This window comes from Pseudomonas spelaei, from assembly GCF_009724245.1.
Lineage (GTDB): Bacteria > Pseudomonadota > Gammaproteobacteria > Pseudomonadales > Pseudomonadaceae > Aquipseudomonas > Aquipseudomonas spelaei.
This window is the reverse complement of the sequence record NZ_WNNK01000010.1, coordinates 59,452-82,860: the sequence shown is the minus strand read 5'-3', so window position 1 is coordinate 82,860 and position 23,409 is coordinate 59,452. Positions and strand designations below refer to the sequence as shown.

Genomic DNA, 23,409 nt, shown 5'->3' with positions numbered 1-23,409 from the left:
TGGCTTGCCTGCGATGGCGGTGTGTCGGGTTACACCGCCATTGGCGCCGTCATCGGCGCATGGTGCTCGTAACCTTCCAGCGAGAAATCGCTCGGCTCGATCAACTCTAGCCACTCAGGCTGGTACACACCGGTCTTGGCAAACTCCGGCACGCGATCACTGATCACCAGCTTCGGCGCAGCGAGCGGTTCACGCTTGAGCTGCTCATTGAGCATGTCCAGGTGGTTCTCGTAGACGTGGGCATCACCGATGAAATAGGTAAACCAGCGCGGCGTGTAGCCGGTCAGGCGGCCGATCAGGCTCAGCAACGCAGCGCCTTCGGTCAGGTTGAACGGCGTGCCCAGGCCCAGGTCGTTGGAACGGATGTAGAGGGTCAGGGAGATTTCCCGGGTCTCGACATTCGGGTGGAACTGGTACAGCAGGTGGCACGGCGGCAGGGCCATTTCATCAAGCTGGGCGCAGTTCCAGCCGTGGAACAGGATACGGCGGCTGCCCGGGTCCTTGATGATGGTGTCGACGCACTGGCGAATCTGGTCGATGGCCTTGTACAGCACCACGTAGGCCTGACCATTTTCTTCGCCTTCAGCGATTTGACGGTAACCCTGAGCCAGTGTTTGTTCGATCGCCGCCTGATTGCTCAGCGGGATCTGCTTGTACGCCGGCCATTTGCGCCATTGCACACCGTAGATCTCGCCAAGGTCGTCGTCGCCCTGGCGGAACGGGTTGGCCAGCCACTGGGCGTTTTCGTTGGCGTTCTGGTCCCAGACCTTGCAGCCCAGGGCGCGGAATTCGGCAGCGTTGTTCACGCCACGCAGGAAGCCGCACATCTCGCCGATAGCCGACTTGAAGGCCATCTTGCGGGTGGTGATCGCCGGGAACCCTTCCTGCAGGTCAAAGCGCAACATCGCACCGGGAAAGCTGATGGTGTTCACGCCAGTGCGGTTGGCCTGTTTGGTGCCGTTCTTGATGACGTGGGAAACCAGGTCGAGATATTGCTTCATGACAGTACCTGTATCGTTGAAGCCGAGGCCCTTGAGCCTCGGCGTTCGAATTTAAAGCGCGGTGTTCTTGATCGGTTGCGGGCGATTGTAAGCCCACCACAGCATACCCAGGCCGGCGAGGATCATCGGCAGGCTGAGAATCTGACCCATGGTCACCCAGCCCCACGCCAGGTAGCCCAGCTGTGCATCCGGCACCCGCACGAACTCGACGACAAAGCGGAAGATCCCGTAGAACAACGCGAACATGCCCGATACCGCCATGGTAGGGCGCGGTTTACGCGAAAAGATGTAGAGGATCAGGAACAGTGCCACGCCTTCCAGCGCGAACTGGTACAGCTGCGACGGGTGGCGCGGCAGTTGCGCCGGGTCGCTGAACGGCGGGAACACCATGGCCCACGGCACGTCAGTCGGCTTGCCCCACAACTCGGCGTTGATGAAGTTGCCAATGCGCCCGGCACCCAGGCCGATCGGCACGAACGGTGCGACAAAGTCCATCAGCTGGAAGAACGACTTGCCATTACGCCGGCCAAACCACCAGGCGGCGATCATCACGCCGATAAACCCACCGTGGAACGCCATACCGCCCTTCCACACCTCGAAGATCAAGGTCGGGTTGGCAATGTACGCACTCAGGTCGTAGAACAGCACATACCCCAGTCGTCCGCCGACGATGACCCCCATCGACATCCAGAACACCATGTCGGAGAGCTTCTCCTTGGTCCAGGTCGGGTCGAAACGGTTCAGGCGCCGGGAAGCCAGCAGCCAGGCACCGCCGATACCGATCAGGTACATCAACCCGTACCAGTGGATTTTCAGCGGACCGATGGCCAGGGCCACCGGGTCGATCTGCGGGTAAGGCAGCATTGCGACTCCTCGTTAAATCATTTAGTCATGACGCTCCGGACCATGCCGGTGCGCGATTAAGCCTTCGTTACAGCCACTTTTTTTACAACAAGAAGTTCAAACCCACGCAAAACAGCAAACCGGCGAACAATCGCTTGAGCAGACGCGGCGACAACCGATGCGCCAGACGCGCGCCAAAGCGGGCCGCTACCATGCTGGTCAGGGCAATGCCCAGCAGCGCCGGCAAATACACAAAGCCGAGACTATGAGCGGGCAGCAGCGGCTCATGCCAGCCCAAAATCATGAAACTTAATGCACTGGCCAGGGCGATCGGCAAGCCGCAGGCCGACGAGGTCGCCACCGCCTGCTGCATCGGCACGCTACGCCAGGTCAAAAATGGCACGGTCAGCGAGCCGCCGCCAGTGCCGAAAATCGCCGAAGACCAGCCAATCACGCCGCCCGCCAGGGTCAGACCGAACTTGCCCGGCACCGTTCGACTGGCCTTGGGTTTAAGCTCCAGGGTCATTTGCAGAGCAATCACAAGGGCAAATACACCGATGATCTTCTGCAAGTGCGGCCCGGAAATCGCCTCCGCTGTCAGCGCCCCAAGGCCCGCTCCCAGCAGAATCCCCACCGCCATCCACACAAAAATCGGCCAACGCACCGCACCGCGTCGGTGATGCTCGCGTACCGCATTAATCGACGTGAAGATGATGGACGCCAGGGACGTGCCGACCGCCAGGTGTGTCAGCACCGAGGGATCGAACCCCTGCAAGGTGAAACTGAATACCAGCACCGGAACAATAATGATCCCGCCGCCCACGCCGAATAACCCGGCGAGGGTGCCCGCACAGGCGCCCAACAGCAAATACAGCAGAAATTCCATGGGCGCTCCCAAAATCAGACCGGCATGTTAACGGAAGGAAGGCACGTGGCCCAACTGGATACGATGGATAGCCGGCAGTTCTGTGGGTAGAGTGGTGAAAAACACAAAGGGATCACCTTATGTGCCTGATTGTTTTTGCCTGGCGGCCTGGCCACACCCAACCGCTGATCGTCGCGGCCAACCGTGATGAATTCTATGCCCGACCCAGCCTGCCGTTGGCCCAATGGCCGGATATACCCCACGTGTATGCCGGACGCGACCAGGAAGCGGGTGGCACCTGGCTAGGGGTTGGCGCGGACGGGCGCTTTGCGGCGCTGACCAATATTCGTGACCCGCACCAGCCGCCGGCACGCAAGTCCCGGGGAGAGCTGGTGGCGCGCTTTCTCAGCGGATCGCTGCCAATTGACGACTATTTGGCCGACGTTAACGGCAGGTCGATTGAATATGCCGGGTTTAACCTGTTGGTTGGGACGCGGGATGAGTTATGGCATTACAACGCCAATGACACTGACCCCACTCGATTGAAGGCTGGGCTTTATGGGTTATCCAATGCCGGGCTGGATACACCGTGGCCGAAGCTGCTGAAGGCCAAGGCGGCGCTGGCTGAAGTGCTGGAAGATCCGCAGCCTGAAGCGTTGCTGGGAATTCTGAGCGACCCGCAGACCGCACCGTTTGCAGACCTGCCGGACACCGGTGTGGGCTTGGCGACCGAGAGCTTGCTGTCGAGTGTGTTTATTGCCAGTCCCAGTTACGGAACGCGAGCGAGTACGGCGTTGATTGTGAATGCGGATGGCACACGACATATCGTTGAGCGCAGCTTTGGGCCGTATGGCGGGCAGCTTGGAGAGGTTGAACTGAGGATTTAGTGTTGCCTGGGCTGACGCCATCGCGGGCAAGCCCGGCTCCCACCTTGGAATGCATTCTCCTGTGGGAGCCGGGCTTGCCCGCGATGGCCTCGCCTCGGTTCAGAGGTTTTTTGTAGAAGCCGGATTGATCATCCGCGCCAACCCAAGGTTTTTCAGCGCCAATTGCAGCGAGCTGTGGATAACTTGCGGGTTGTCGATGGTCATCAACTCCGCCAACAGCTCCTTGGCCCGGCTCAGGTTGATCTGGCGCAGCATCCATTTCACTTTCGGCAAGTTGGTGGCGTTCATCGACAGGCTGTCAAAGCCCATCGCCATCAACAGCACCGCCGCCGCCGGGTCACCGGCCATTTCACCGCAGATACTCACCGGCTTGCCTTCGGCATGGGCATCGCGCACCACATTCTGCAAGGCTTGCAGCACCGCCGGATGGAGGTAGTCGTAAAGGTCCGCGACCCGAGGGTTGTTGCGGTCCACGGCCAACAGGTACTGGGTCAGGTCGTTGGAGCCGACGGAGAGGAAGTCCACCTGCCGCGCCAGTTCCTTGGCCTGGTACACCGCCGCCGGGATCTCGATCATCACGCCAATCGGCGGCATCGGCACGTCGGCGCCTTCGTCGCGCACTTCGCCCCAGGCCCGGTGGATCAGGTGCAGGGCTTCTTCCAGCTCGTGGGTGCCGGAAATCATGGGCAACAGGATGCGCAGGTTGTTCAGGCCTTCGCTGGCCTTGAGCATGGCCCGGGTCTGGACGAGGAAAATTTCAGGGTGGTCGAGGGTAACGCGAATACCGCGCCAGCCGAGGAAGGGGTTGTCTTCTTTAATCGGGAAATATGACAGTGACTTGTCGCCGCCAATGTCCAGGCTGCGCATGGTCACCGGTAACGGATGGAAGGCGGACAGTTGCTCGCGATAAATCGCCAGCTGCTCCTTCTCACTCGGAAAACGCTGGTTGATCATGAACGGCACTTCGGTGCGGTACAGCCCCACCCCTTCCGCGCCGCGCTGTTGTGCACGGGCCACATCCGCCAGCAGGCCGGTGTTGACCAGCAGCGGTACACGGTGGCCATCCAGGGTCACGCACGGCAACTCGCGCAGGGCGTCGAGGCCCTGGGACAGCTGGCGTTCTTCTTCCACCACTTCGGCGTACTGCTTGCGCAGCACTTCGCTGGGGTTGGTATAGACCTCGCCGTGGTAGCCGTCGACGATCATTTCGATGCCGTCGACCTTGGAATAAGGCAGGTCCACCAGGCCCATCACCGTCGGGATGCCCATGGCCCGGGCCAGGATCGCGACGTGGGAGTTGCCGGAGCCCAATACCGAGACCAGGCCCACCAGTTTGCCTTCCGGCACTTCGCCGAGCATGGTGGCAGTCAGTTCTTCACTGATCAGAATGGTGTTGTCGGGGTAGACCAGCGTGGTCGAGCGCTCTTCCTGCAGGTAAGCCAGCAGACGGCGACCGAGGTCCTTCACGTCCGAGGCGCGCTCGCGCAGGTAGGCGTCGTCCATCAGTTCAAAACGGTTGACGTGATCGGTGACCACCTGGCGCAACGCGCCCTGAGCCCACTGGCCGGTCTTGATCACATCCTTGACTTCGCTGCCCAGGGACGCGTCGTCGAGCATCATCAGGTAGACGTCGAACAGCGCACGCTCTTCGGGACGCAGCTGGGTGGCCAGCTTGGTCGACAACGTACGCATGTCATTGCGCACGCCTTCGAGGGCGGTCTTGAACAGTTTGATTTCAGCGTCGATGTCGGTGATGGTCTTGTCCGGCACCACATCGAGATCGGCGGCCGGCAGCATGACCACCGCCGTACCGACGGCAGCACCGGGCGATCCGGGTACGCCGACAAACTTGGCTTCCTGGATACCCTTGCCCTGGCGACCCAGGCCGCGAATCGAGCCCGTTGCCTCGGCGTGGGCGATAACCCCGGCCAATTGCGCGCTCATCGTCACCAGGAAGGCTTCTTCACCTTCGTCGAACTGGCGGCGCTCTTTCTGCTGGATGACCAACACGCCGACAACGCGGCGGTGGTGAATGATCGGTGCACCGAGGAACGAGGCGTAACGCTCTTCGCCGGTTTCGGCAAAGTAGCGATAACGCGGGTGATCGGCGGCATTTTCGAGGTTCAGGGGTTCTTCACGCGTCCCCACCAGGCCCACCAGACCTTCATTGGGCGCCATGCTGACCTTGCCGATGGAGCGCTTGTTCAAGCCCTCCGTCGCCATCAGCACAAAACGGTTGGTCTCGGGGTCCAGCAGGTAAACCGAGCAGACCTGGCTGCCCATGGCTTCCTTGACGCGCAACACAATAATCCCCAACGCCGCCTTGAGATCCTTGGCGGAGTTAACTTCCTGGACGATCTTGCGCAGCGTATTGAGCATGGCTCGGGGTCGAACTCCGTCGTCAGTCGCGCGATAAAAGGCGCGGGGCAAGCTCTTTAAGAGCGCGACGATAAACTTCGCGCTTGAATGTCACCACCTGGCCCAACGGATACCAATAACTGACCCAGCGCCAGCCATCGAATTCCGGTTTACCGGTCAAATCCATCCGCACCCGCTGCTCGTTGGAGATCAGGCGCAGGAGAAACCATTTCTGTTTCTGGCCGATGCACAGCGGTTGGCTGTGGGTACGCACCAGACGTTGCGGCAAACGATAGCGCAACCAGCCTCGGGTGCAGGCGAGAATTTGCACATCTTCGCGTTCAAGGCCTACTTCTTCGTTCAACTCGCGGTACAAGGCATCTTCAGGGGTTTCGTCGGGGTTGATTCCGCCTTGAGGAAACTGCCAGGCATCTTGGTTGATACGGCGAGCCCATAGCACCTGTCCGGCATCATTCGTAAGAATAATCCCGACATTAGGACGGAAACCATCGGGGTCGATCACGGCAACAACCTCGCAAACGCATGTCGCCGCATTGTTCCACAAAGGTTGTTCCAGCGGCAACGAGGCTGCTTACCTTATGTGCACTCTTGTGAAAAGACCGTATTCTGGACGCCTTTTTACAGACTTTTCAGCGAGTAACTGCAATGCGCCTGGCTTTATTCGACTTGGACAACACACTCTTGGGCGGCGACAGCGACCACGCCTGGGGCGATTACCTGTGTGAACGCGGGATTCTCGACGCGGTGGCCTACAAGGCCCGTAACGACGAGTTCTACCAGGATTACCTGGCGGGCAAGCTGGACAACGCCGAGTACCTGAACTTCTGCCTGGAAATCCTCGGCCGCACCGAGATGGCTCAGCTCGACGAATGGCACCGTGACTACATGCGCGATTGCATCGAGCCGATCATGTTGCCCCAGGCCGTTGAGTTACTGGCCAAGCACCGGGCTGCCGGTGACAAGCTGGTCATCATCACCGCCACCAACCGATTCGTCACCGCGCCGATTGCCGAGCGTCTGGGGGTTGAAACCCTGATTGCCACGGAATGCGAGATGGCCGATGGCCGTTATACCGGGCGCAGCACTGACATTCCATGCTTTCGCGAGGGCAAGGTGACGCGCTTGAATCGGTGGCTGGAAGAGACCGGGTATAGCCTGCAAGACAGCTATTTCTACAGTGACTCGATGAATGACTTGCCGTTGCTGGAGCAGGTGACGCATCCGGTGGCGGTGGATCCGGATCCGAATTTGCGGGCGGAGGCCGAGAAGCGTGGTTGGCCGGTGATTAGCCTGCGTGGCTGATTACGCCATCGCAGGCAAGCCAGCTCCCACCTTTTGATCTGTGAATACATTCAAAGGTGGGAGCTGGCTTGCCTGCGATGAAGGCGACGCGGTCCCAAGCCTTAAACCGGCTTAGCCCCCATCAACCCCGCAATCGCCACAAACCCCACCAAGCTGACCACCGCCAGCACCAAGGTGAAATTCAGACTCCCCGAGCCGCCCAACCGCAGGCGATTCAGCCGCGCCACCAGCCAGAACCAGCTCAGCGCTGCCACGGTGTAGATCAGGCTGGAGCCCAGGATCCAGGTCTGCCCCAGCGGCCAGCCGATCAAATGCACCAGCCACCAGCCGGTGAACGGCATGCTCACCACGCAGATTCCCATCAGCAACCAGACAAACACCCATGGGCGTTGCACGGTATAAGCAGGGCCTGCGCTGCGTTTGCGCCAGGCCAGCACGGCAAGAGCCAGGCCGCTGAGCAGCAGCAATACCGTGGCAGCAATGTGGATCACTTTGAGGGTTGTCAGCGTTTCCATGTTCTCGATTCCTTAAAGGCCGCCCAGTCAGCGTAGTCGCTCAACCGAGGAACAGTTGATAGGCCGGGTTATCGCTTTCATCCCAATACGGATAGCCGATTTCTGCCAGCGCCGCGGGTACCAGGTGACGCTCGTCGGCCGGCACTTGTAGCCCGGCCACCACGCGACCGTCAGCCGCGCCGTGGTTGCGGTAGTGGAACATCGAGATGTTCCAGCGCCCGCCCAACTTGTTGAGAAAGTTGAACAACGCGCCAGGACGCTCGGGGAATTCGAAGCGAAACACCACTTCATCACTGACCCGCGCCGCATGGCCGCCGACCATATGACGGATGTGCAGCTTGGCCAGTTCATTTTCCGTCAAATCCAATACCGGAAAACCTTGAGTGGTCAGGCTGGCGATCAATGCGCTGCGCGGATCGTTTTCCGGGTGGGTCTGCACGCCGACGAAAATGTGCGCTTCGCGCCCCGAGTGGTAGCGGTAGTTGAATTCGGTGATCTGGCGCTTGCCCACCGCCTCGCAGAAGGCCTTGAAGCTGCCTGGCTGCTCAGGGATGGTCACAGCGATAATGGCTTCACGGCCTTCACCCAGTTCGGCGCGCTCGGCCACGTGGCGCAGGCGATCGAAGTTGACGTTGGCCCCGGAGTCGATGGCCACCAGGGTCTGCCCGCTGACGCCACGGGTTTCCACGTACTTCTTGATCCCGGCCACACCGAGGGCACCGGCCGGCTCGGTAATGGAGCGGGTATCGTCGTAGATGTCCTTGATCGCCGCGCAGATTTCATCGGTGCTGACGGTGATCACTTCATCCACATAGTCCTTGCAGATGTCGAAGGTGTGCTGGCCGATCTGCGCCACCGCTACGCCGTCGGCGAAGATACCCACCGTTGGCAATACCACGCGCTCGCCCGCCGCCATGGCCGCTTGCAAGCAGTTGGAATCGTCCGGCTCGACGCCGATGATCTTGATCTCCGGGCGCAGGTACTTCACATAGGCGGCGATGCCGGCAATCAGGCCGCCGCCGCCGACCGGAACAAAAATCGCGTCCAATGGCCCTGGATGCTGGCGCAGAATCTCCATTGCCACGGTGCCCTGCCCGGCAATGGTGTGCGGATCATCGTAGGGGTGAATGTAGACGTAGCCTTTTTCATCGACCAGTTTCAGCGAATACGCCAACGCTTCAGGGAAAGAGTCCCCGTGCAGCACCACTTTGCCGCCACGGGAACGCACACCTTCGACCTTGATTTCCGGGGTGGTCTTGGGCATCACGATGGTGGCCTTGACCCCCAGCACCTTGGCCGCCAGGGCCAGGCCCTGGGCATGGTTGCCCGCCGAGGCGGTAACCACGCCACGCGCGCGCTCTTCGGCCGTCAGTTGGGTCAGCTTGTTATAAGCACCACGAATCTTGAAGGAGAACACCGGCTGCAAGTCTTCGCGCTTGAGCCAGACCTTGTTGCCCAGCCGCTCGGAGAGCTGGCGAGCGGTCTGCAATGGGGTTTCTACGGCAACGTCATAAACGCGCGAGGTGAGGATCTTTTTGACGTACTGTTCGAGCATCGGAAAGCATCACTGGGCGGGTTGGGCAGGGCCAAGGAGTCTAACCCAGCGTTTGGCCGGGCGACCACACGAAAACAGAGGTTTTGTTGGGTTATACTCGCGCCCCTCTTTACTCCCCGCCCGTTCCGGAGCCCGCATGACCCAGGATCAACTCAAACAGGCAGTGGCCCAGGCCGCCGTCGATTTAATCCTTCCTAAACTCGACGATAAAAGCATCGTCGGTGTCGGCACCGGCTCCACCGCCAACTGCTTTATCGATGCGCTGGCCCTGCACAAGGGCGCGTTCGACGGCGCGGTGGCCAGTTCCGAAGCCACTGCCGCACGGCTCAAGGGCCATGGCATTCCGGTGTATGAGCTCAACACCGTGAGCGACCTGGAGTTCTACGTCGACGGCGCCGATGAAAGCGACGAGCACCTGAACCTGATCAAGGGCGGCGGCGCAGCCCTGACCCGCGAGAAGATCGTCGCGGCCGTGGCCAAGACCTTTATCTGCATCGCTGACGCCAGCAAGCTGGTGCCGGTCCTTGGGGCGTTCCCGCTGCCGGTGGAAGTGATCCCGATGGCTCGCAGCCATGTGGCCCGCGAGCTGGTGAAACTGGGCGGTGACCCGGTGTACCGCGAAGGCGTGCTGACCGACAACGGCAACATCATTATCGATGTGTTCAACATGCAGATCACCAACCCGGTGGAGTTGGAGCGTCAGATCAATGCCATCGTTGGCGTGGTCACCAATGGTTTGTTTGCGGCGCGTCCTGCGGATGTGTTGCTGCTGGGTACTGCTGACGGTGTGAAAACCCTCAAGGCTTAAATTGCACCCTGCTTTATGTGGGAGCCGGGCTTGCCCGCGATGGCGATTGCAACCGCATTCGCAGGCAAGCCAGCTCCCACATTTGATCGAGTTCTACTCGATGCATATGTAACAGAAACGCTACCTTTCGCAGCACTCAGGCCCACGCTCGCCCGAAACTGCGCATTCCATCACGGCATTCCTTGCCGCCTTTAGTATCAAATCCGTTACAAATTACAGCCAGGCGACCCGCGCTTCCATCAATGCGCCAATTCGCGCGCGACCAAGGAATGAGGCGCGCATTGTGCAAACGGTCTCGGCTTTCTTATCCCCATCACCTCAAGGACGACCTTGTGATCAAGCCTCTAGCGCTCGCTATCAGCGTGGCCAGTGCCCTGCTGTCGACCCAGACCCTGGCCTACGATTACGGCCAGCACGCCAACACCACCCTGGAAAAGCTGATCAACGACTACCCCGGCCGTTATCGCGGCACGGCCAATTTCGCCGGCGCTGCCGATTGGATGCAGAGCCAGATGGGCAATGCCTACAGCATCAGCCGCCAGGATTTTTCCTGGACAGCCGGCGGCACCCATCGCGCCTCGCAAAACGTAGTCGCCTACGCCGCCGGCACCAAACCGCAGTACGTGGTGATCGGCGCACACTTTGACACCTACTTCGGCCGCCCGACCCTGCAAGGCCTGGACGACAATGGCTCCGGCGCCAGCGTGCTGACGGAAGTGGCCAGGAACCTGGGAGGACTGCAACTGGAAAACGGCCTGCAAATCGTCGGCTTTGGCGCTGAAGAAGAAGGCCTGCGCGGCTCCAAGGCCTTCGTCAATTCACTGAGTGCCAGCCAGCGGGCCAACATGCTGGCGATGATCAACCTCGACAGCCTGATCACCGGCGACATGATGTACGCCCACGCTGGCCAGAACAGCACCGCCAACCCGGCGCTGGCGTCATTGCGCGAACACACGTTCCAGATCGCCAAGGAGTTGAACATCAACCTGTTCACCAACCCCGGCCTCGACCCGCAGTACCCCAAGGGCACCGGCTGCTGCAGCGACGGCGAGCCCTTCGAGCCGCTGAACATCCCGATTCTGTATGTCGAAGCCACCAATTGGGAGCTGGGGGATCTGGACGGTTACACCCAGACCAACAACCCGAAAATCCCCGGCGGCTCCACCTGGCACGACCCCAAGGAAGACAACAAGGCCGTGCTGACCGACGCCTTCGGCCAGGAACGCATTGACCAGCGCCTGCGGGACTACTCGCGCCTGCTCAGCCGCCTGGTGCTGGAACTCACCAACGCGGACTTGATGGCTTCTACCGCATCGGGCGGCACGGTTGCACGCAATATGCAGGACAACCTGCAGCGTCAACATCAGTCCATGGTGCGCCTGCACGACCGGCGCTGGCTGACCCTGCAAGCGGCCAGCCGCGAGGTCGGCAGCTTTGATGGCGAGATTGGCGTTGACGGCGAATACACCCCGGACAGCGGCTTCGACACCGCCCTCAATCCCGAGGCCCGGCGCCTGGGCCTGCATGCCTTGGGTGACTATCAGCTCAACCCAAGCCTGAACATCGGTGCCAGCCTCAGCTACCTCAACGGCCGCGACAAGCTGGAACATCGCGGCAAACTGGACAGCGACACCTGGCAGGCCGCGGTCTACGCCTTGCTGAACGACGGTGGCCCAAGCTGGCTGGCCGGTGACCTGAGCGTCGGCCACAGCAGCTTCGACTCCAAGCGCAACCTGGTGATCCAGGCCAACGACGGGCCGGTGTTGCTTAATCAGCGCCTGACCGGCGAAACCGACGCGCTGTCCCTTGGCGCACGGGTGCTGGGCGGCTATGACTTCGACTTCGGCGCGATCAAGAGCGGACCGTTTGCCGGGCTGGATTACAGCCACTACCGCATCGATAAGTTCCACGAGAAGCAGAACCTGCGCACCGCCCTGGAGTACGAAGAACAATCCTTCGACTCCCTGGAAGCCAGCCTCGGCTGGCGCGTGCGCGGCGCCGTCGCCCTGCCCTATGGCCTGAACCTGATGCCTTACGGCGACATCGCCTGGGTCAAGGAACTGGCGGATGGCCGCCTGGACGACCTCGACCTGACCGCCCGCGCTGATGGCCAGGCGCGTACTGCCAAGCTGGGTTCAGTGGACAAGAGCTTTGGTCGGGCGCAGATCGGTAGCCAGTTGGCAATCACACCGCAGTTGGGGGTGTATGCCGAAGTGAACGGTCGGCTGGGGCATGCCGAGGGGAGCCAGACCGGTTACTCATTGGGCGTGCAATGGATGTTCTGATCAAGGCTTCTTGAACACATAGAACAGGTTCGGCTCGCTGACCAGATACAACGTGCCATCGTTGTCCATCGCAATCCCTTCGGCCTGAGGCACACGCTTGCTCAGGCCATGGCGACCCTTGAGCAGGGACAGACTGCTCAAGGGACGACCGTCGATATCCAGTTCCAGCACCAGGAACGACTCATCGGACAGTGCCAGTAAATGGCCGCTGCGCTCATCGTATTGCAGGCTGGACAGGTCGCGGACAAACAACCCGGCATCGCGCTTGGGGTTGTTGACGACGTGCACCGAGTAGGTTTTTTCTGGCTTGAAGTGAGGAAAACCGTGCACTTCGTAGATCAACATCGGGTCCCGTTCCTTGGCGACAAACAGGCGCTTGCCCACCGAGTCATAGGCCAGGCCTTCAAAGCCTTTGTTGCCACTCAGGTGTACGCCGAGGGTCATTTGTTCGGCATCGGCGATGTCGAGGAACTGTGTGCCCTCTTCCAGATGGATCTTGATCAGCCGCTGCTCACGCTCATCACTGATGACATAGGTGTCTTCACTGATGAACTCCACCGCTTCGGCATCGCCAAACCCGATCAGCGGGATGCGCCGCAGGAGCTTGCCGTCCAGGGACAACTCGATCAGCTCGGCATTCTTGTTGGTCACGGTGAACAGGCTATTACGCACTGGATCATAGGTCAGGGCCGAGACGTCATCGTCCAGACCATCGATCACCTGCGCTTCCAACACCACGTGATAGTCCGCGAGCCCAATGGAACGCTCATCAGCCGGATGACGCCAGACTTGCCAGTTGAACCAGGCACGTTCGAACAGACGAAATTGCTGCGCGACCACCCCGACGGTAACCAGGGCGATCAACAGAAGAATAAAAAAGGCGGGTTTGGGACGGGCAAGTCGGCGCATCAATGGAGGCTCAAGGTAAAAACTGGCGAATGAATATCACACCCGCATGAATTTAAACTTAAACGCCCCTGGTGTCTGGTCGATGCCGCAGACAGAGAACTATCTGACGTAATCGGTCTACTGTTTCTGCTTCTCGAAGCGATAAAACAGGTTCGGCTCACTGACCATATACAACGTGCCGTTCTCGTCCATGGTCACCCCTTCCGCTCGAGGAATGGTGTTTTTCAGGCCGTTGAAACCGCCCAGCAGGACCATGAAGCTGACTTGCTGGCCTTTCTCATCCAGCTCCAGCAGCAAGTGTGAGTCGGCCGACAACGCCAGCATATGGCCGGTGCGCGGGTCGATGCTCAGTGCCGATAGGTTGCGCATGTCCAGCTCATCGCTGGGCTGCTTTTGCTTGTCGCCGGCCAGCGTCTGGCTGCCGTCGCTTTTCCAGGTGAACAAGGCCGGCGGACGCTCTTCGCCCAACACCAACTGCTGGTTTCGCTTGTCCCAGGCTACAGCTTCAAAGGCTTTGTTCTGGTTCTTGGAAGGGCCAAGGTCGTAGGTCGGGAAATCGGCGAACGTCAGTTGCTGAGTGCTGGCGTCAACCTTGACCAGGGTCAGGGTATGCATGCGCTCATCGACAATGGCCATCACGCCATTCTCCATCACTGTCACGCCTTCCGGGTTGTTCCAGCCCACCAGCGGCATCTTGCGCAGCACGTCGCCTTGCAGGGTCAACTCCACCAGGAATGGATTCTTGCCCATGACCGAGAACAGGGTTTTGGTCTGCGGGTTGTAGGTCAGGTCCGAGGCTTCGTCCTTTTCCATGCCGGGCAGCAGCTTGGCATCAATCACGGCATGGTAATCCGGGAGCCAGACACTCTCCTGGCGCTCCGTCGGCGTTTCGAAATGCTCCTCAACCCACAACACGCCGCGATCGTCCCAATGCATCAGCCAGGAAACACCGTAGGTAATCACCCCGACAAGCAACAGCCAGGAGTACCAGCGCATGAAGAAACGTGAACGACGAGCGGGCTTAGAGGTGGGAACGGACACGGCCATTGGGAGAGCTTTCCAGAAAGTCAGCTATAGGGGATAGCACAGGATCAACAAACCCGCGCGCAGGAGGCGGCCGATTATCCGGATGGCGTGTGAAAAAAATGCAAACAGACCTCTACAGGTACACGCAAAACAATGTGGGAGCGGCGGTGCGACGATTCGACTTGCTCGCTCCCACATTGACCGCGTCGGGTTAGCGAACGCTGCTTTCGAAGCGGCTCACACCCGGCAATTCCAACACCAGTTCATCACCGACATCCAGCGGCCCCACACCCACCGGCGTGCCGGTCAGGATCACATCACCGGCCTGCAACGAGAAGCAGCCGGCCATGTGCTGGATCATCGGGATGATCGGGTTGAGCATGATTGCGCTGTTACCGTCCTGGCGCACTTCGCCATTGATGGTCAGGCGAATGCCGATGTCGGTCAGGTCCGGGAAGGTGCTGCCCACCACGAAGGGGGCAATCACTGCCGCACCGTCGAAGGACTTGGCGATCTCCCACGGCAGGCCCTTGGCCTTGAGCTCGGCCTGCTTGTCGCGCAGGGTCAAATCCAGGGCCGGGGCGAAACCGGAGATAGCATCCAGCACTTCTTCACGGCTGGGCTTGGTGGACAGCGGCTTGCCGATCAGCACCGCGATTTCCGCTTCGTAATGCACCGAACCGCGTTCGGTCGGAATGGTGAAACCACCTTCCAGCGCCACCACACAGCTGCCCGGCTTGATGAACAGCAGGGGCTCGGTAGGCACCGGATTGTCCAGTTCCTTGGCGTGTTCGGCGTAGTTGCGCCCAATGCACACCACTTTTCCCAGGGGAAAGTGGATGTTGGTCCCGTCGACATACTTGTGCTGATAGCTCATTGACCGACTCCTCTGGCGTGACCGTTAAACAGCGAAGATCTTGCCCGGGTTCATGATCCCGTTGGGGTCGAACACCGCCTTCACTGCCTTCATGTATTCAATTTCAACCGGGGAACGGCTGTAAGTCAGGTAATCGCGCTTGGTCATGCCCACACCGTGCTCAGCAGAGATCGAACCGTTGTACTTCTCGACGGTTTCGAATACCCACTTGTTGACGGTGGCACATTTGGCGAAGAACTCGTCCTTGGACAAGTTATCCGGCTTGAGGATGTTCAAGTGCAGGTTGCCATCACCGATGTGGCCGAACCAAACGATTTCGAAGTCCGGGTAGTATTCGCCGACGATAGCGTCGATTTCCTTCAGGAAAGCCGGCACTTTCGACACGGTCACCGAAATGTCGTTCTTGTACGGGGTCCAGTGGGAAATAGTCTCGGAGATGTACTCACGCAGCTTCCACAGGTTGTGCAGCTGGGTTTCGCTCTGGCTCATCACACCGTCCAGCACCCAGCCTTGCTCGACACAGTGCTCAAAGGTTTCCAGGGCATGGTTGGCCACTTCTTCAGTGGTCGCTTCGAATTCCAGCAGCGCGTAGAACGGGCATTCGGATTCAAATGGCGCCGGCACGTCGCCACGGGCGAGGACCTTGGCCAGGGCCTTGTCGGAGAAGAACTCGAAAGCGGTCAGGTCCAGCTTGCTCTGGAAGGCGTGCAGCACCGGCATGATCGAATCAAAGTCGGCGGTGCCGAGGACCATCGCGGTGAGGTTTTTCGGCGCGCGGTCCAGGCGCATGGTCGCTTCGACCACAAAACCCAGGGTGCCTTCGGCGCCGATAAACAGTTGGCGCAGGTCGTAGCCGGTGGCGTTCTTGATCAGGTCTTTGTTCAGTTCCAGCAAGTCGCCCTTGCCAGTGACCACTTTCATGCCGGCCACCCAGTTGCGGGTCATGCCGTAGCGAATCACCTTGATCCCCCCAGCATTGGTGCCGATGTTGCCGCCAATCTGGCTGGAGCCGGACGAGGCGAAGTCCACCGGGTAGTACAGGCCCTTTTCTTCGGCCAGGTTCTGCAATTGCTTGGTGACCACGCCCGGCTGGCACACGGCGGTGCGGTCGGTGAGGTTCACGTCGAGGATCTGGTTCATGTAGTCGAACGACACCACCACTTCGCCATTGGCGGCAACAGCGGCGGCTGACAACCCGGTACGACCACCGGACGGCACCAGCGCCACCTTGTGTTCATTAGCCCAACGGACTATGGCCTGCACCTGTTCGGTGGTCTTGGGGAAGACGATGGCGACGGGGGCCGGGGCGAAATGCTTGGTCCAGTCCTTGCCGTAAGCATTCAGGGAGTCGGCATCGGTCAGGACCTTGCCAGGCTCAACCAGGGTCTTCAGCTCATCAATCAGGGCAGGATGGGTCATCGACAGAACTCTCGAACAATTCATGGTCATCCTGAGAACGCTTCACGTCGCAGGAATGGGTGTTTAGCGGGGCACGTATGCTAGCATACCGCCCCCGCAGGACAGAGCCCAAGGGCGTTCTGCGGTGACGGCTTTCCTGCCGTCCGGGTCAGCTCTTGTGCACTGATTCAGGGCACTAACTGCTCGATTCCCTGCCATTTTTCTCCGGGATACAGGTTTACGCAGATGAGCAAGACTTCTCTCGATAAGAGCAAGATCAAGTTCCTTCTTCTGGAAGGCGTCCACCCATCGGCCGTCGACGTCCTGAAGGCCGCCGGGTACACCAGCATTGAGTACATCACCAGTTCTCTGCCGGAAGCCCAGCTCAAGGAAAAGATCGCCGACGCGCACTTTATCGGCATTCGCTCCCGCACTCAGCTGACCGAAGAAATCTTCGATCACGCCAAGAAGCTTGTCGCTGTAGGTTGTTTCTGCATCGGCACCAACCAGGTCGACCTCAATGCAGCGCGCGAGCGCGGCATCGCAGTGTTCAACGCACCGTACTCCAACACCCGTTCCGTAGCCGAACTGGTATTGGCCGAGGCGATCCTGCTGTTGCGCGGCATTCCTGAGAAGAACGCTTCCTGCCACCGTGGCGGCTGGATCAAGAGCGCGGCCAATTCCTTCGAAATCCGTGGCAAGAAGCTGGGTATCGTCGGTTACGGCTCGATCGGCACGCAATTGTCGGTCCTGGCCGAAGGCCTGGGCATGCAGGTGTTCTTCTACGACACCCTGACCAAGCTGCCTTTGGGTAACGCCACTCAAGTGGCCAGCCTGACCGAACTGCTGGGCATGTCGGATATCGTCACCCTGCACGTTCCGGAAACCGCTGAAACCCAGTGGATGATCGGCGAGAAGGAAATCCGCGCCATCAAGAAAGGCGGGATCCTGATCAACGCCGCTCGCGGTACCGTGGTCGAGTTGGACGCCCTGGCCAACGCGATCAAGGACAAACACCTGATCGGCGCCGCCATCGACGTGTTCCCGGTGGAGCCTCGCTCCAACGACGACATCTTCGAAAGCCCGCTGCGTGGCCTGGACAACGTGATCCTGACCCCGCACATCGGCGGTTCCACCGCTGAAGCCCAAGCCAACATTGGCCTGGAAGTGTCGGAGAAACTGGTCAAGTACAGCGACAATGGTACGTCGGTGTCCTCGGTCAACTTCCCGGAAGTGGCGCTGCCGGCTCACCCTGGCAAGCACCGTCTGCTGCACATCCACCAGAACATTCCGGGTGTGATGATGGAGATCAACAAGGTCTTCGCGGAAAACGGCATCAACATTTCCGGTCAGTTCCTGCAGACCAACGAGAAAGTCGGCTACGTGGTTATCGACGTAGACGCCGAGTACTCGGACCTGGCGCAAGAGAAGCTGCAGCACATCAACGGCACTATCCGTAGCCGCGTGTTGTTCTAAGGTTTCAAGCGTCCACGAAAAAGGGAGACCCTCGGGTCTCCCTTTTTTACGTCTGAACAAATCTTACTTGACGTTAACCGTGATGACTTTCGACGCTACAGTCGGGTTGAACTGCATGTGCAGCTTGTCCCCGGCCACCAGTTGCAAGGTGTGCTTGCCCGGGGAGAGGGTCAATTCGGTTTCGGTCTGGGCCTTGCCGTAGTGGATCACGGTGTCGGTGGCCGGGATGGGCACGCTGGCGTCCGGCAGTGCTTTCTGGTCTATCAACAGGTGGTGGTGACCGGTGCCTGGGGTCTGGTCGGTGGCCGGCGCCAGCTTCAGGCCTTCCATGCCGAATTTCACGGTGAAGGTTTTATCGACCGTAGCGCCGTCTTTCGGCGAGACGATAAATACTTTGGCACCTTCCGGCGGAGCGCTGCGGGGGATACCGTCAGCGGCAGTTGCCAGCATCGAAGCACCCAGCAGCAGGCTGGCCAGGGTGACATGAGACAAAAAGGCTTTCATTCGCTTCTCCAGTTTTTCGGTGAAATCTGTAGGGTTATGACAACTTCACGACAAATTGCTGTCCAACGGCACTCAACACCATAGCAAAGCGGGCCGGAACGGCATCTCGCTCATTAGAATTCTTTAGGAGTGACCATGCGGTTTCTGCCTGGCCTGTTACTTTTGCTTCCCCTTGTGAGCCCCTTGGCTTACGCCGAATTGATCGACGATGTGTTTGATCGCGGTGAATTGCGTATCGCCCTGGAAGCCAACACGCCACCGTTCAACTTCAAGGAAGGCGACAAACTCACAGGCTTTGAAGTGGAACTGGGTGAGTTGCTGGCCAAGGAGATGGACGTACGCGCCTCCTTCGTCACCATTGATGGCACCGACTTGCTGCCCGGTGTGGAAAGCGGCAGGTACGACGTGGCGATCAACCATATCGCTATGACTCCTGAACTGCAGGATCGGTTCGATTTCAGTGAGCCCTACAGCTACTCCAACGCGCAGTTGATTGTGCGCAAGCAAGAGAAACGCCCGCTGGCCAGCTTCGAAGCACTCAAGGGCAAGGCATTGGGCGTGGCGCAAGGCAGTCAGTTTGTCGAGCAGGCGCGCACCGCTAACGGCGTGGACCTGCGCAGTTATCCCGATGCCAAGCAGCCAATCAAGGACGTGGCCGAGCAGCAGATTGATGCGGCCATCAGTGATCGTTTGCTGATTCCTTATGCGATCCGCGACAGCCAGTTACCGGTGAAGGAAGGGGCGGCGCTCGGTCCAACCTTGAGCCTGGCGATTCCGTTCCAGAAGGGTAATCCGGCGTTCAAGGCCAGCCTGGACAAGGCGTTGCAACGCGTGAAGGCCGATGGCCGGCTGACGGCCTTGTCGGAAAAATGGTTTGGAATGGATGCGAGCAAGCCGGTGGCGAAGGTTCAGTAAGCGACTCGGTCAATGTGGGAGCTGGCTTGCCTGCGATAACGGTGGTGACTGCCACGCCGCTATCGCAGGCAAGCCAGCTCCCACATTTGATCTAGGTCGGATTTGAGAGTTGTGCCAAGGCAGTTGCCGCCTCTGGCAGCTCCAGTTCACTGAACACCAACACCCCGTGGCGCTTGAGCAGCGCCGCCGTCACTCCTTCGCCGCTGACCTTCACCCCGCTGAACGTGCCGTCATAGGTCAGCAGGTTGCCGCATGACGGGCTATTGGCCTTGAGCACAGCAATGCGGATGTTGTGGCGCTGCACCAATGCCAACGCCTGACGGGCGCCGTCGAGGAAGGCTTCGCTGAAATCTTCACCTGCAGCCGTCATCACCTGTGCGCGGCCTTCCCAGACATCGATCCCCTGCCCGCCCGGAATCTCGGCAGACGGTCGTGGCGTCGGCAAGCCACCGGCCACTTCCGGGCACACCGCGATGACTCGACCTTGGGCCTGCCAGGCCGCCAGTTGATCAAACGGCCCGCTGGCCCCGCCGTCGTAGCGCACTCGGTGTCCGAGCAGGCAGCGACTGATCAGAATTTTTTCCATGATTAAAACGGCTCGTTACCCCGTCGGCGAAACCAGCCCGTCAAGGACAGGCGTTCACGGGTGGCGGGCAGGACTTCGTGGGGCACTTCCCCCGACAGGAACACCACCAGGCAACCGCCCGTGGGCACCACATCGTATTCAACGTTGTCCTTGAGGTACATACGCAACTGGCCACCGTGCTCAGGCAGCCACGCATCGTTCAGGTAGACCACCGCCGAGACCATGCGCCGGTCATCATCGCGAAAGCGGTCGACGTGCTTGAGGTAAAACGCCCCCGGCGGGTACATCGCGAAGTGGCTTTCAAAATCCTCCAGGCCCAGGAACAGACCACGGTTCATTGCCAGCCGCAGACTGTCCATCAGGTTCAGATAGGTGTCACAAATTGCAGCCTCGCCGGGCTCCAGCCACTGAATATGGTCGCCCCGAATCCCCTCGCGAATCTCCTGGAACGGCCCGCGCCCAACCGCCGCCGGTGCCAATTCCCCTTCGGCGGCGCGTTTATGGCACTCAGCCGCCAGTTCGAGGGTCAGACCCTCGGGCAGGAAGATGTTCTGCTGCGACCAGCCTTTCACGGCCAGGTCGTCGACGATGCTCAGCAGCAGCGGGTGATCGTAGGGTATTTGCATGGCGCGCATAGTATCCATACGCCTTTGAATCCGACAGAGCCGCCGAGCGTCTGAATACACTTTAGTCAGGTGACTGATAGGACTTCTCGACAAATCCTACGCCCGACACGGACAATAGTGGCCGACTGACAGGAGTCCATATGCGTCGTTTGTTTTTTTCCTTGCTGATGTTCTGCGTTTTGCCCGCCTGGGCAGACAGCCATGACCAGTTGTACACGGTCGCCGGTTGGCCAGAACAACGCGCGCATTTCAATGACGCCTTGAGTGCTGCCCAGCAACGCTATCGCAACAGTTTGCCGCCCGCCGTGTACCAGGCGTTGGTGGACAACAGCAATAAACGCTTTGCGCCAAAAGCCATGGATCAGCGCGCTGAATCCCAGTTGCGCAAGAACCTGGCGGACCCAGCGCCCGCCCTGGCATTTTTCCAGACGCCCCTTGGTCGCAAGATTGTTGCCGCCGAGCTGCTGGCGACCCGTCGTGATCAGTTGGCGAAAAATGCCCAGGGCCTGCCACAGATGAAAGCCGACGCTACCCGCAGCCTGATCATCGGCCACCTGGCCCAGGCCCTGCCCGCCCGTGAAGCCGGTGCAGAAGTCAGCCTGGCGATTGCCGGTGTCGCGGCCGACAGCTTGAGCCAGATGATCCCGGGCCTGCTCGGCGGTGGTCAGGCCCAAGGCATGTTGAATGGTCAGCGCGAGCGGTTGATGCAGCAGATCGGCAATGACCTGAACAACACGCTGTTGTACGTCTATCGGGATTTGTCCGACCCGGAGTTGGAAGAGTTCGCGACATTCGCCGAGTCGCCGGAGGGCAAGGCGTATTACCAGGCGGCGCTGGCGGCGATCCGTGCGGGCCTGGCCGTCGGGCAAAGCACTTCAAGCCTGGCGCCTTGAACGCCTGATCGCCTGATCGCCTGTAGCCGCTGCCGAGGTACGAGGCTGCGATGCGTGTCCGCAGGACCGCCCTCGGGGGTCGCTTCGCAACCCATCGCAGCCTCGTACCTCGTCAGCGGCTACAGGGATCGATTATTTCAAGTGCTCGGTGAGGTACTTGAAGTACTCCTGCCGAATCTCCGGAATCTCATTGGCCAAATGATGCCTGCCCCGAGGCAGCATCAGGATCTCCGGCTGATCGAACTTCCCTCGCAGCACCTGCAAGTTGTGCTGCCAATCCACCGTCATGTCTTCCTCACCCTGCACAATCACCGGCCTGCGCGTGCTGCGGGGTGCGGCTTCGACGCGCTTGATCCAACGCGCCAGCGCCCCTACCCAGGCGGTGGGCAGTTGGCGCGGCTGCAAGGGGTCGGCCTCCAGGAACGGCTTGAACTGCGGGTCATTGGTGTTATCGCTGAAGCGTCGGGCGATGCCTTTGACGAAAGGCCTGAGCAGGTAATAGCTCAGCTGCGACCACCCCCAGGCACGCGGGCGAACCAGGGGTGATAACAGGAACGTCTTGCCCTGTGCCGGGCTGCCCGCGCCGTCACTGAGCAGGTGATCCACCACAATCGCCCCACCCGTGCTTTGCCCGAACAGGTGCCAGGGTTGTGGCAGTTGCAACGCCTTGGCCTGCTCAAACAGCGCCTGCACCACATGCTGGTACACCGCGAAATCATCGATGCTCGCCCGTTCGCCACTGGACAGGCCGTGTCCCGGCAGGTCGCAGGCGATCACCACGAAGCCTTGGTCCAGCGCCCACTCCACCACATGACGGTACAACCCCATGTGATCGTAGAAGCCGTGGTACATAAACAAGGTAGCCACCGGCTGCTGCGGCCACCAGACCTGAGCGACCACCTCGAACCCATCGACGTCGAAACGCCCCAGGCGGCTGCCCACCGGCGCCTTGCGTCCCGGCAGGTCCAGGCCATAAAAGCGCTGGTAGACCCGGGCCTCGACCGAAAGCGGCTGCGCATCCACCAGGGGCCGCAAGCTTTCGCGTAGATGATCAGGGTCAAAAGTAACGGGCATAAGAGGTTCCAGACTGAGGCTCATCGCACTGAACAGGTTTTATCGACCTGCGATATTCATCTGTCAGGGCAAGCATGGCAAGCTACGCGTCCTGCGAGGATTGATCCGAATGCGACAGCCCTACCGTACAACCCTGTTCGCCAGCCTGATCGCACTTATCTGCGCCGGCGTACTGTGGGCCGCATATGACTGGTTCCAGGGGCGCTACCTGCGAGCGTTCAGCGAGCACACGGCGGTGTTTTCCGGAGACCTGCTGAAGCTGCCCCCCGACCTCGCCGGGCCCGGGCCCATTCGCCTGGTGCACTTCTGGGACCCGGCATGCCCGTGCAATGTCGGTAATCAACAGCATCTGAGCGAACTGGTCGAACAGTACGCGCCCCAGGGTGTGGAGTTTTATTCCCTGCAAAAAAGCGGCAGTCACGGCCAGTTGCCCGCCACCCTCGGCACGATGAAAGTCATCAACGCCCTGCCCGGCGCCGAACACGTCCCCGCCAGCCCCGCCGTGGGCATCTGGGACCGCAGTGGCAAGCTGGCGTATTTCGGGCCCTACAGCGAAGGGCTGACCTGTAATTCCAGCAACAGCTTTATCGAACCGATCCTGCAAGCCCTGGAGAACGGACGCGAGGTCAATGCGACCCACACCCTCGCGGTGGGCTGCTATTGTTCGTGGCCGGAAGGTTTGTAG

Annotated in this window: 23 protein-coding genes; 8 read left to right on the top strand and 15 right to left on the bottom strand. The window is 60.1% G+C overall.

What is annotated here, in order from left to right; genetic code table 11:
- Positions 1–29: 29 nt before the first annotated feature.
- The 3 genes from GNF76_RS13670 to GNF76_RS13660 form a co-directional block, all read right to left on the bottom strand.
- Entirely contained in the window at positions 30–1,001 is a 972-nt protein-coding gene (locus tag GNF76_RS13670) for a thymidylate synthase (protein ID WP_155583678.1), read from the bottom strand.
- Between the two features lie 51 nt (positions 1,002–1,052).
- The gene (gene lgt / locus GNF76_RS13665; protein WP_155583677.1) at positions 1,053–1,865 is read right to left on the bottom strand and encodes a prolipoprotein diacylglyceryl transferase; all 813 of its coding nucleotides are present in this window, start codon (positions 1,863–1,865) and stop codon (positions 1,053–1,055) included.
- 82 nt (positions 1,866–1,947) lie between these two features.
- The gene (locus tag GNF76_RS13660; protein ID WP_155583676.1) at positions 1,948–2,730 is read right to left on the bottom strand and encodes a sulfite exporter TauE/SafE family protein; all 783 of its coding nucleotides are present in this window, start codon (positions 2,728–2,730) and stop codon (positions 1,948–1,950) included.
- Between the two features lie 119 nt (positions 2,731–2,849).
- Between GNF76_RS13660 and GNF76_RS13655 the strand changes: the two genes are divergently transcribed.
- Positions 2,850–3,596, top strand: a complete 747-nt coding sequence (locus tag GNF76_RS13655; protein ID WP_155583675.1) for an NRDE family protein — start codon at positions 2,850–2,852, stop codon at positions 3,594–3,596.
- 99 nt (positions 3,597–3,695) lie between these two features.
- Here the strand turns inward: GNF76_RS13655 and ptsP are convergent, their stop codons facing one another.
- Both ptsP and GNF76_RS13645 read right to left on the bottom strand, forming a co-directional pair.
- On the bottom strand, positions 3,696–5,975 hold the full coding sequence (gene ptsP, locus GNF76_RS13650) for a phosphoenolpyruvate--protein phosphotransferase (RefSeq protein WP_155583674.1): 2,280 nt from the start codon (positions 5,973–5,975) through the stop codon (positions 3,696–3,698).
- 22 nt (positions 5,976–5,997) lie between these two features.
- Positions 5,998–6,477: an RNA pyrophosphohydrolase gene (locus tag GNF76_RS13645; protein ID WP_053128161.1), complete on the bottom strand. Its 480-nt coding sequence runs from the start codon at positions 6,475–6,477 to the stop codon at positions 5,998–6,000.
- A 143-nt stretch (positions 6,478–6,620) separates the two neighbouring features.
- On the opposite strand from GNF76_RS13645, the gene GNF76_RS13640 reads away from it, so the two are divergent.
- Complete coding sequence (locus GNF76_RS13640; RefSeq protein WP_155583672.1) at positions 6,621–7,277, top strand: histidinol-phosphatase; 657 nt, start codon at positions 6,621–6,623, stop codon at positions 7,275–7,277.
- Positions 7,278–7,378: 101 nt separating this feature from the next.
- Here the strand turns inward: GNF76_RS13640 and GNF76_RS13635 are convergent, their stop codons facing one another.
- Positions 7,379–7,792, bottom strand: coding sequence for a DUF2269 family protein (locus GNF76_RS13635; protein ID WP_155583671.1), 414 nt, complete (start codon positions 7,790–7,792; stop codon positions 7,379–7,381).
- Between the two features lie 40 nt (positions 7,793–7,832).
- Positions 7,833–9,347 carry a threonine ammonia-lyase, biosynthetic gene (ilvA, locus tag GNF76_RS13630; protein WP_155583670.1) on the bottom strand — a complete coding sequence of 505 codons (1,515 nt, stop codon included), beginning with the start codon at positions 9,345–9,347 and terminating at the stop codon, positions 7,833–7,835.
- A gap of 136 nt (positions 9,348–9,483) precedes the next feature.
- On the opposite strand from ilvA, the gene rpiA reads away from it, so the two are divergent.
- Positions 9,484–10,155 (top strand): ribose-5-phosphate isomerase RpiA, encoded by a 672-nt coding sequence (gene rpiA / locus GNF76_RS13625; RefSeq protein WP_155583669.1) that lies wholly within the window; start codon positions 9,484–9,486, stop codon positions 10,153–10,155.
- Positions 10,156–10,487: 332 nt separating this feature from the next.
- The gene (locus GNF76_RS13620; protein ID WP_178123326.1) at positions 10,488–12,440 is read left to right on the top strand and encodes an autotransporter domain-containing protein; all 1,953 of its coding nucleotides are present in this window, start codon (positions 10,488–10,490) and stop codon (positions 12,438–12,440) included.
- Here the strand turns inward: GNF76_RS13620 and GNF76_RS13615 are convergent, their stop codons facing one another.
- From GNF76_RS13615 to GNF76_RS13600, 4 genes are all read right to left on the bottom strand, one after another.
- Positions 12,441–13,349, bottom strand: a complete 909-nt coding sequence (locus GNF76_RS13615) for an SdiA-regulated domain-containing protein (protein WP_155583667.1) — start codon at positions 13,347–13,349, stop codon at positions 12,441–12,443.
- 117 nt (positions 13,350–13,466) lie between these two features.
- Positions 13,467–14,396: an SdiA-regulated domain-containing protein gene (locus tag GNF76_RS13610; RefSeq protein WP_155583666.1), complete on the bottom strand. Its 930-nt coding sequence runs from the start codon at positions 14,394–14,396 to the stop codon at positions 13,467–13,469.
- 190 nt (positions 14,397–14,586) lie between these two features.
- Positions 14,587–15,252 (bottom strand): fumarylacetoacetate hydrolase family protein, encoded by a 666-nt coding sequence (locus tag GNF76_RS13605; protein WP_155583665.1) that lies wholly within the window; start codon positions 15,250–15,252, stop codon positions 14,587–14,589.
- A gap of 24 nt (positions 15,253–15,276) precedes the next feature.
- A complete protein-coding gene (locus tag GNF76_RS13600; protein WP_155583664.1) occupies positions 15,277–16,671 on the bottom strand; it encodes an FAD-binding oxidoreductase in 1,395 nt (464 codons plus the stop codon).
- A 225-nt stretch (positions 16,672–16,896) separates the two neighbouring features.
- Here GNF76_RS13600 and serA point away from each other — a divergent pair, with 225 nt between their 5' ends.
- On the top strand, positions 16,897–18,126 hold the full coding sequence (gene serA / locus GNF76_RS13595) for a phosphoglycerate dehydrogenase (RefSeq protein WP_155583663.1): 1,230 nt from the start codon (positions 16,897–16,899) through the stop codon (positions 18,124–18,126).
- Between the two features lie 63 nt (positions 18,127–18,189).
- Here serA and GNF76_RS13590 read toward each other — a convergent pair whose 3' ends face one another.
- Complete coding sequence (locus tag GNF76_RS13590; RefSeq protein ID WP_155583662.1) at positions 18,190–18,630, bottom strand: DUF4399 domain-containing protein; 441 nt, start codon at positions 18,628–18,630, stop codon at positions 18,190–18,192.
- 135 nt (positions 18,631–18,765) lie between these two features.
- Here GNF76_RS13590 and GNF76_RS13585 point away from each other — a divergent pair, with 135 nt between their 5' ends.
- The gene (locus GNF76_RS13585) at positions 18,766–19,545 is read left to right on the top strand and encodes a transporter substrate-binding domain-containing protein (protein WP_155583661.1); all 780 of its coding nucleotides are present in this window, start codon (positions 18,766–18,768) and stop codon (positions 19,543–19,545) included.
- Positions 19,546–19,636: 91 nt separating this feature from the next.
- On the opposite strand, the gene GNF76_RS13580 is transcribed toward GNF76_RS13585, so the two are convergent.
- Together GNF76_RS13580 and GNF76_RS13575 are read right to left on the bottom strand one after the other, a co-directional pair.
- Positions 19,637–20,131 (bottom strand): 2-thiouracil desulfurase family protein, encoded by a 495-nt coding sequence (locus GNF76_RS13580; RefSeq protein WP_155583660.1) that lies wholly within the window; start codon positions 20,129–20,131, stop codon positions 19,637–19,639.
- 2 nt (positions 20,132–20,133) lie between these two features.
- Complete coding sequence (locus GNF76_RS13575; RefSeq protein ID WP_155583798.1) at positions 20,134–20,766, bottom strand: 2OG-Fe(II) oxygenase; 633 nt, start codon at positions 20,764–20,766, stop codon at positions 20,134–20,136.
- 131 nt (positions 20,767–20,897) lie between these two features.
- Here GNF76_RS13575 and GNF76_RS13570 point away from each other — a divergent pair, with 131 nt between their 5' ends.
- Positions 20,898–21,650, top strand: coding sequence for a DUF2059 domain-containing protein (locus GNF76_RS13570; RefSeq protein WP_155583659.1), 753 nt, complete (start codon positions 20,898–20,900; stop codon positions 21,648–21,650).
- A gap of 132 nt (positions 21,651–21,782) precedes the next feature.
- On the opposite strand, the gene bipL is transcribed toward GNF76_RS13570, so the two are convergent.
- Positions 21,783–22,724, bottom strand: coding sequence for a phospholipase BipL (bipL, locus tag GNF76_RS13565; protein ID WP_155583658.1), 942 nt, complete (start codon positions 22,722–22,724; stop codon positions 21,783–21,785).
- 109 nt (positions 22,725–22,833) lie between these two features.
- On the opposite strand from bipL, the gene GNF76_RS13560 reads away from it, so the two are divergent.
- Positions 22,834–23,409: a DUF6436 domain-containing protein gene (locus GNF76_RS13560; protein ID WP_155583657.1), complete on the top strand. Its 576-nt coding sequence runs from the start codon at positions 22,834–22,836 to the stop codon at positions 23,407–23,409.

Coding starts and splice junctions, on each gene's coding strand:
- GNF76_RS13585 (WP_155583661.1), top strand. CDS start 18,766: ATGCGGTTTCTGCCTGGCCTGTTACTTTTGCTTCCCCTTGTGAGCCCC.
- GNF76_RS13575 (WP_155583798.1), bottom strand. CDS start 20,766: ATGCGCGCCATGCAAATACCCTACGATCACCCGCTGCTGCTGAGCATC.
- GNF76_RS13635 (WP_155583671.1), bottom strand. CDS start 7,792: ATGGAAACGCTGACAACCCTCAAAGTGATCCACATTGCTGCCACGGTA.
- rpiA (WP_155583669.1), top strand. CDS start 9,484: ATGACCCAGGATCAACTCAAACAGGCAGTGGCCCAGGCCGCCGTCGAT.
- GNF76_RS13605 (WP_155583665.1), bottom strand. CDS start 15,252: ATGAGCTATCAGCACAAGTATGTCGACGGGACCAACATCCACTTTCCC.
- lgt (WP_155583677.1), bottom strand. CDS start 1,865: ATGCTGCCTTACCCGCAGATCGACCCGGTGGCCCTGGCCATCGGTCCG.
- ilvA (WP_155583670.1), bottom strand. CDS start 9,347: ATGCTCGAACAGTACGTCAAAAAGATCCTCACCTCGCGCGTTTATGAC.
- GNF76_RS13615 (WP_155583667.1), bottom strand. CDS start 13,349: ATGCGCCGACTTGCCCGTCCCAAACCCGCCTTTTTTATTCTTCTGTTG.
- ptsP (WP_155583674.1), bottom strand. CDS start 5,975: ATGCTCAATACGCTGCGCAAGATCGTCCAGGAAGTTAACTCCGCCAAG.
- GNF76_RS13670 (WP_155583678.1), bottom strand. CDS start 1,001: ATGAAGCAATATCTCGACCTGGTTTCCCACGTCATCAAGAACGGCACC.
- GNF76_RS13655 (WP_155583675.1), top strand. CDS start 2,850: ATGTGCCTGATTGTTTTTGCCTGGCGGCCTGGCCACACCCAACCGCTG.
- GNF76_RS13590 (WP_155583662.1), bottom strand. CDS start 18,630: ATGAAAGCCTTTTTGTCTCATGTCACCCTGGCCAGCCTGCTGCTGGGT.
- GNF76_RS13570 (WP_155583659.1), top strand. CDS start 20,898: ATGCGTCGTTTGTTTTTTTCCTTGCTGATGTTCTGCGTTTTGCCCGCC.
- serA (WP_155583663.1), top strand. CDS start 16,897: ATGAGCAAGACTTCTCTCGATAAGAGCAAGATCAAGTTCCTTCTTCTG.
- bipL (WP_155583658.1), bottom strand. CDS start 22,724: ATGCCCGTTACTTTTGACCCTGATCATCTACGCGAAAGCTTGCGGCCC.
- GNF76_RS13580 (WP_155583660.1), bottom strand. CDS start 20,131: ATGGAAAAAATTCTGATCAGTCGCTGCCTGCTCGGACACCGAGTGCGC.
- GNF76_RS13560 (WP_155583657.1), top strand. CDS start 22,834: ATGCGACAGCCCTACCGTACAACCCTGTTCGCCAGCCTGATCGCACTT.
- GNF76_RS13600 (WP_155583664.1), bottom strand. CDS start 16,671: ATGACCCATCCTGCCCTGATTGATGAGCTGAAGACCCTGGTTGAGCCT.
- GNF76_RS13610 (WP_155583666.1), bottom strand. CDS start 14,396: ATGGCCGTGTCCGTTCCCACCTCTAAGCCCGCTCGTCGTTCACGTTTC.
- GNF76_RS13640 (WP_155583672.1), top strand. CDS start 6,621: ATGCGCCTGGCTTTATTCGACTTGGACAACACACTCTTGGGCGGCGAC.
- GNF76_RS13660 (WP_155583676.1), bottom strand. CDS start 2,730: ATGGAATTTCTGCTGTATTTGCTGTTGGGCGCCTGTGCGGGCACCCTC.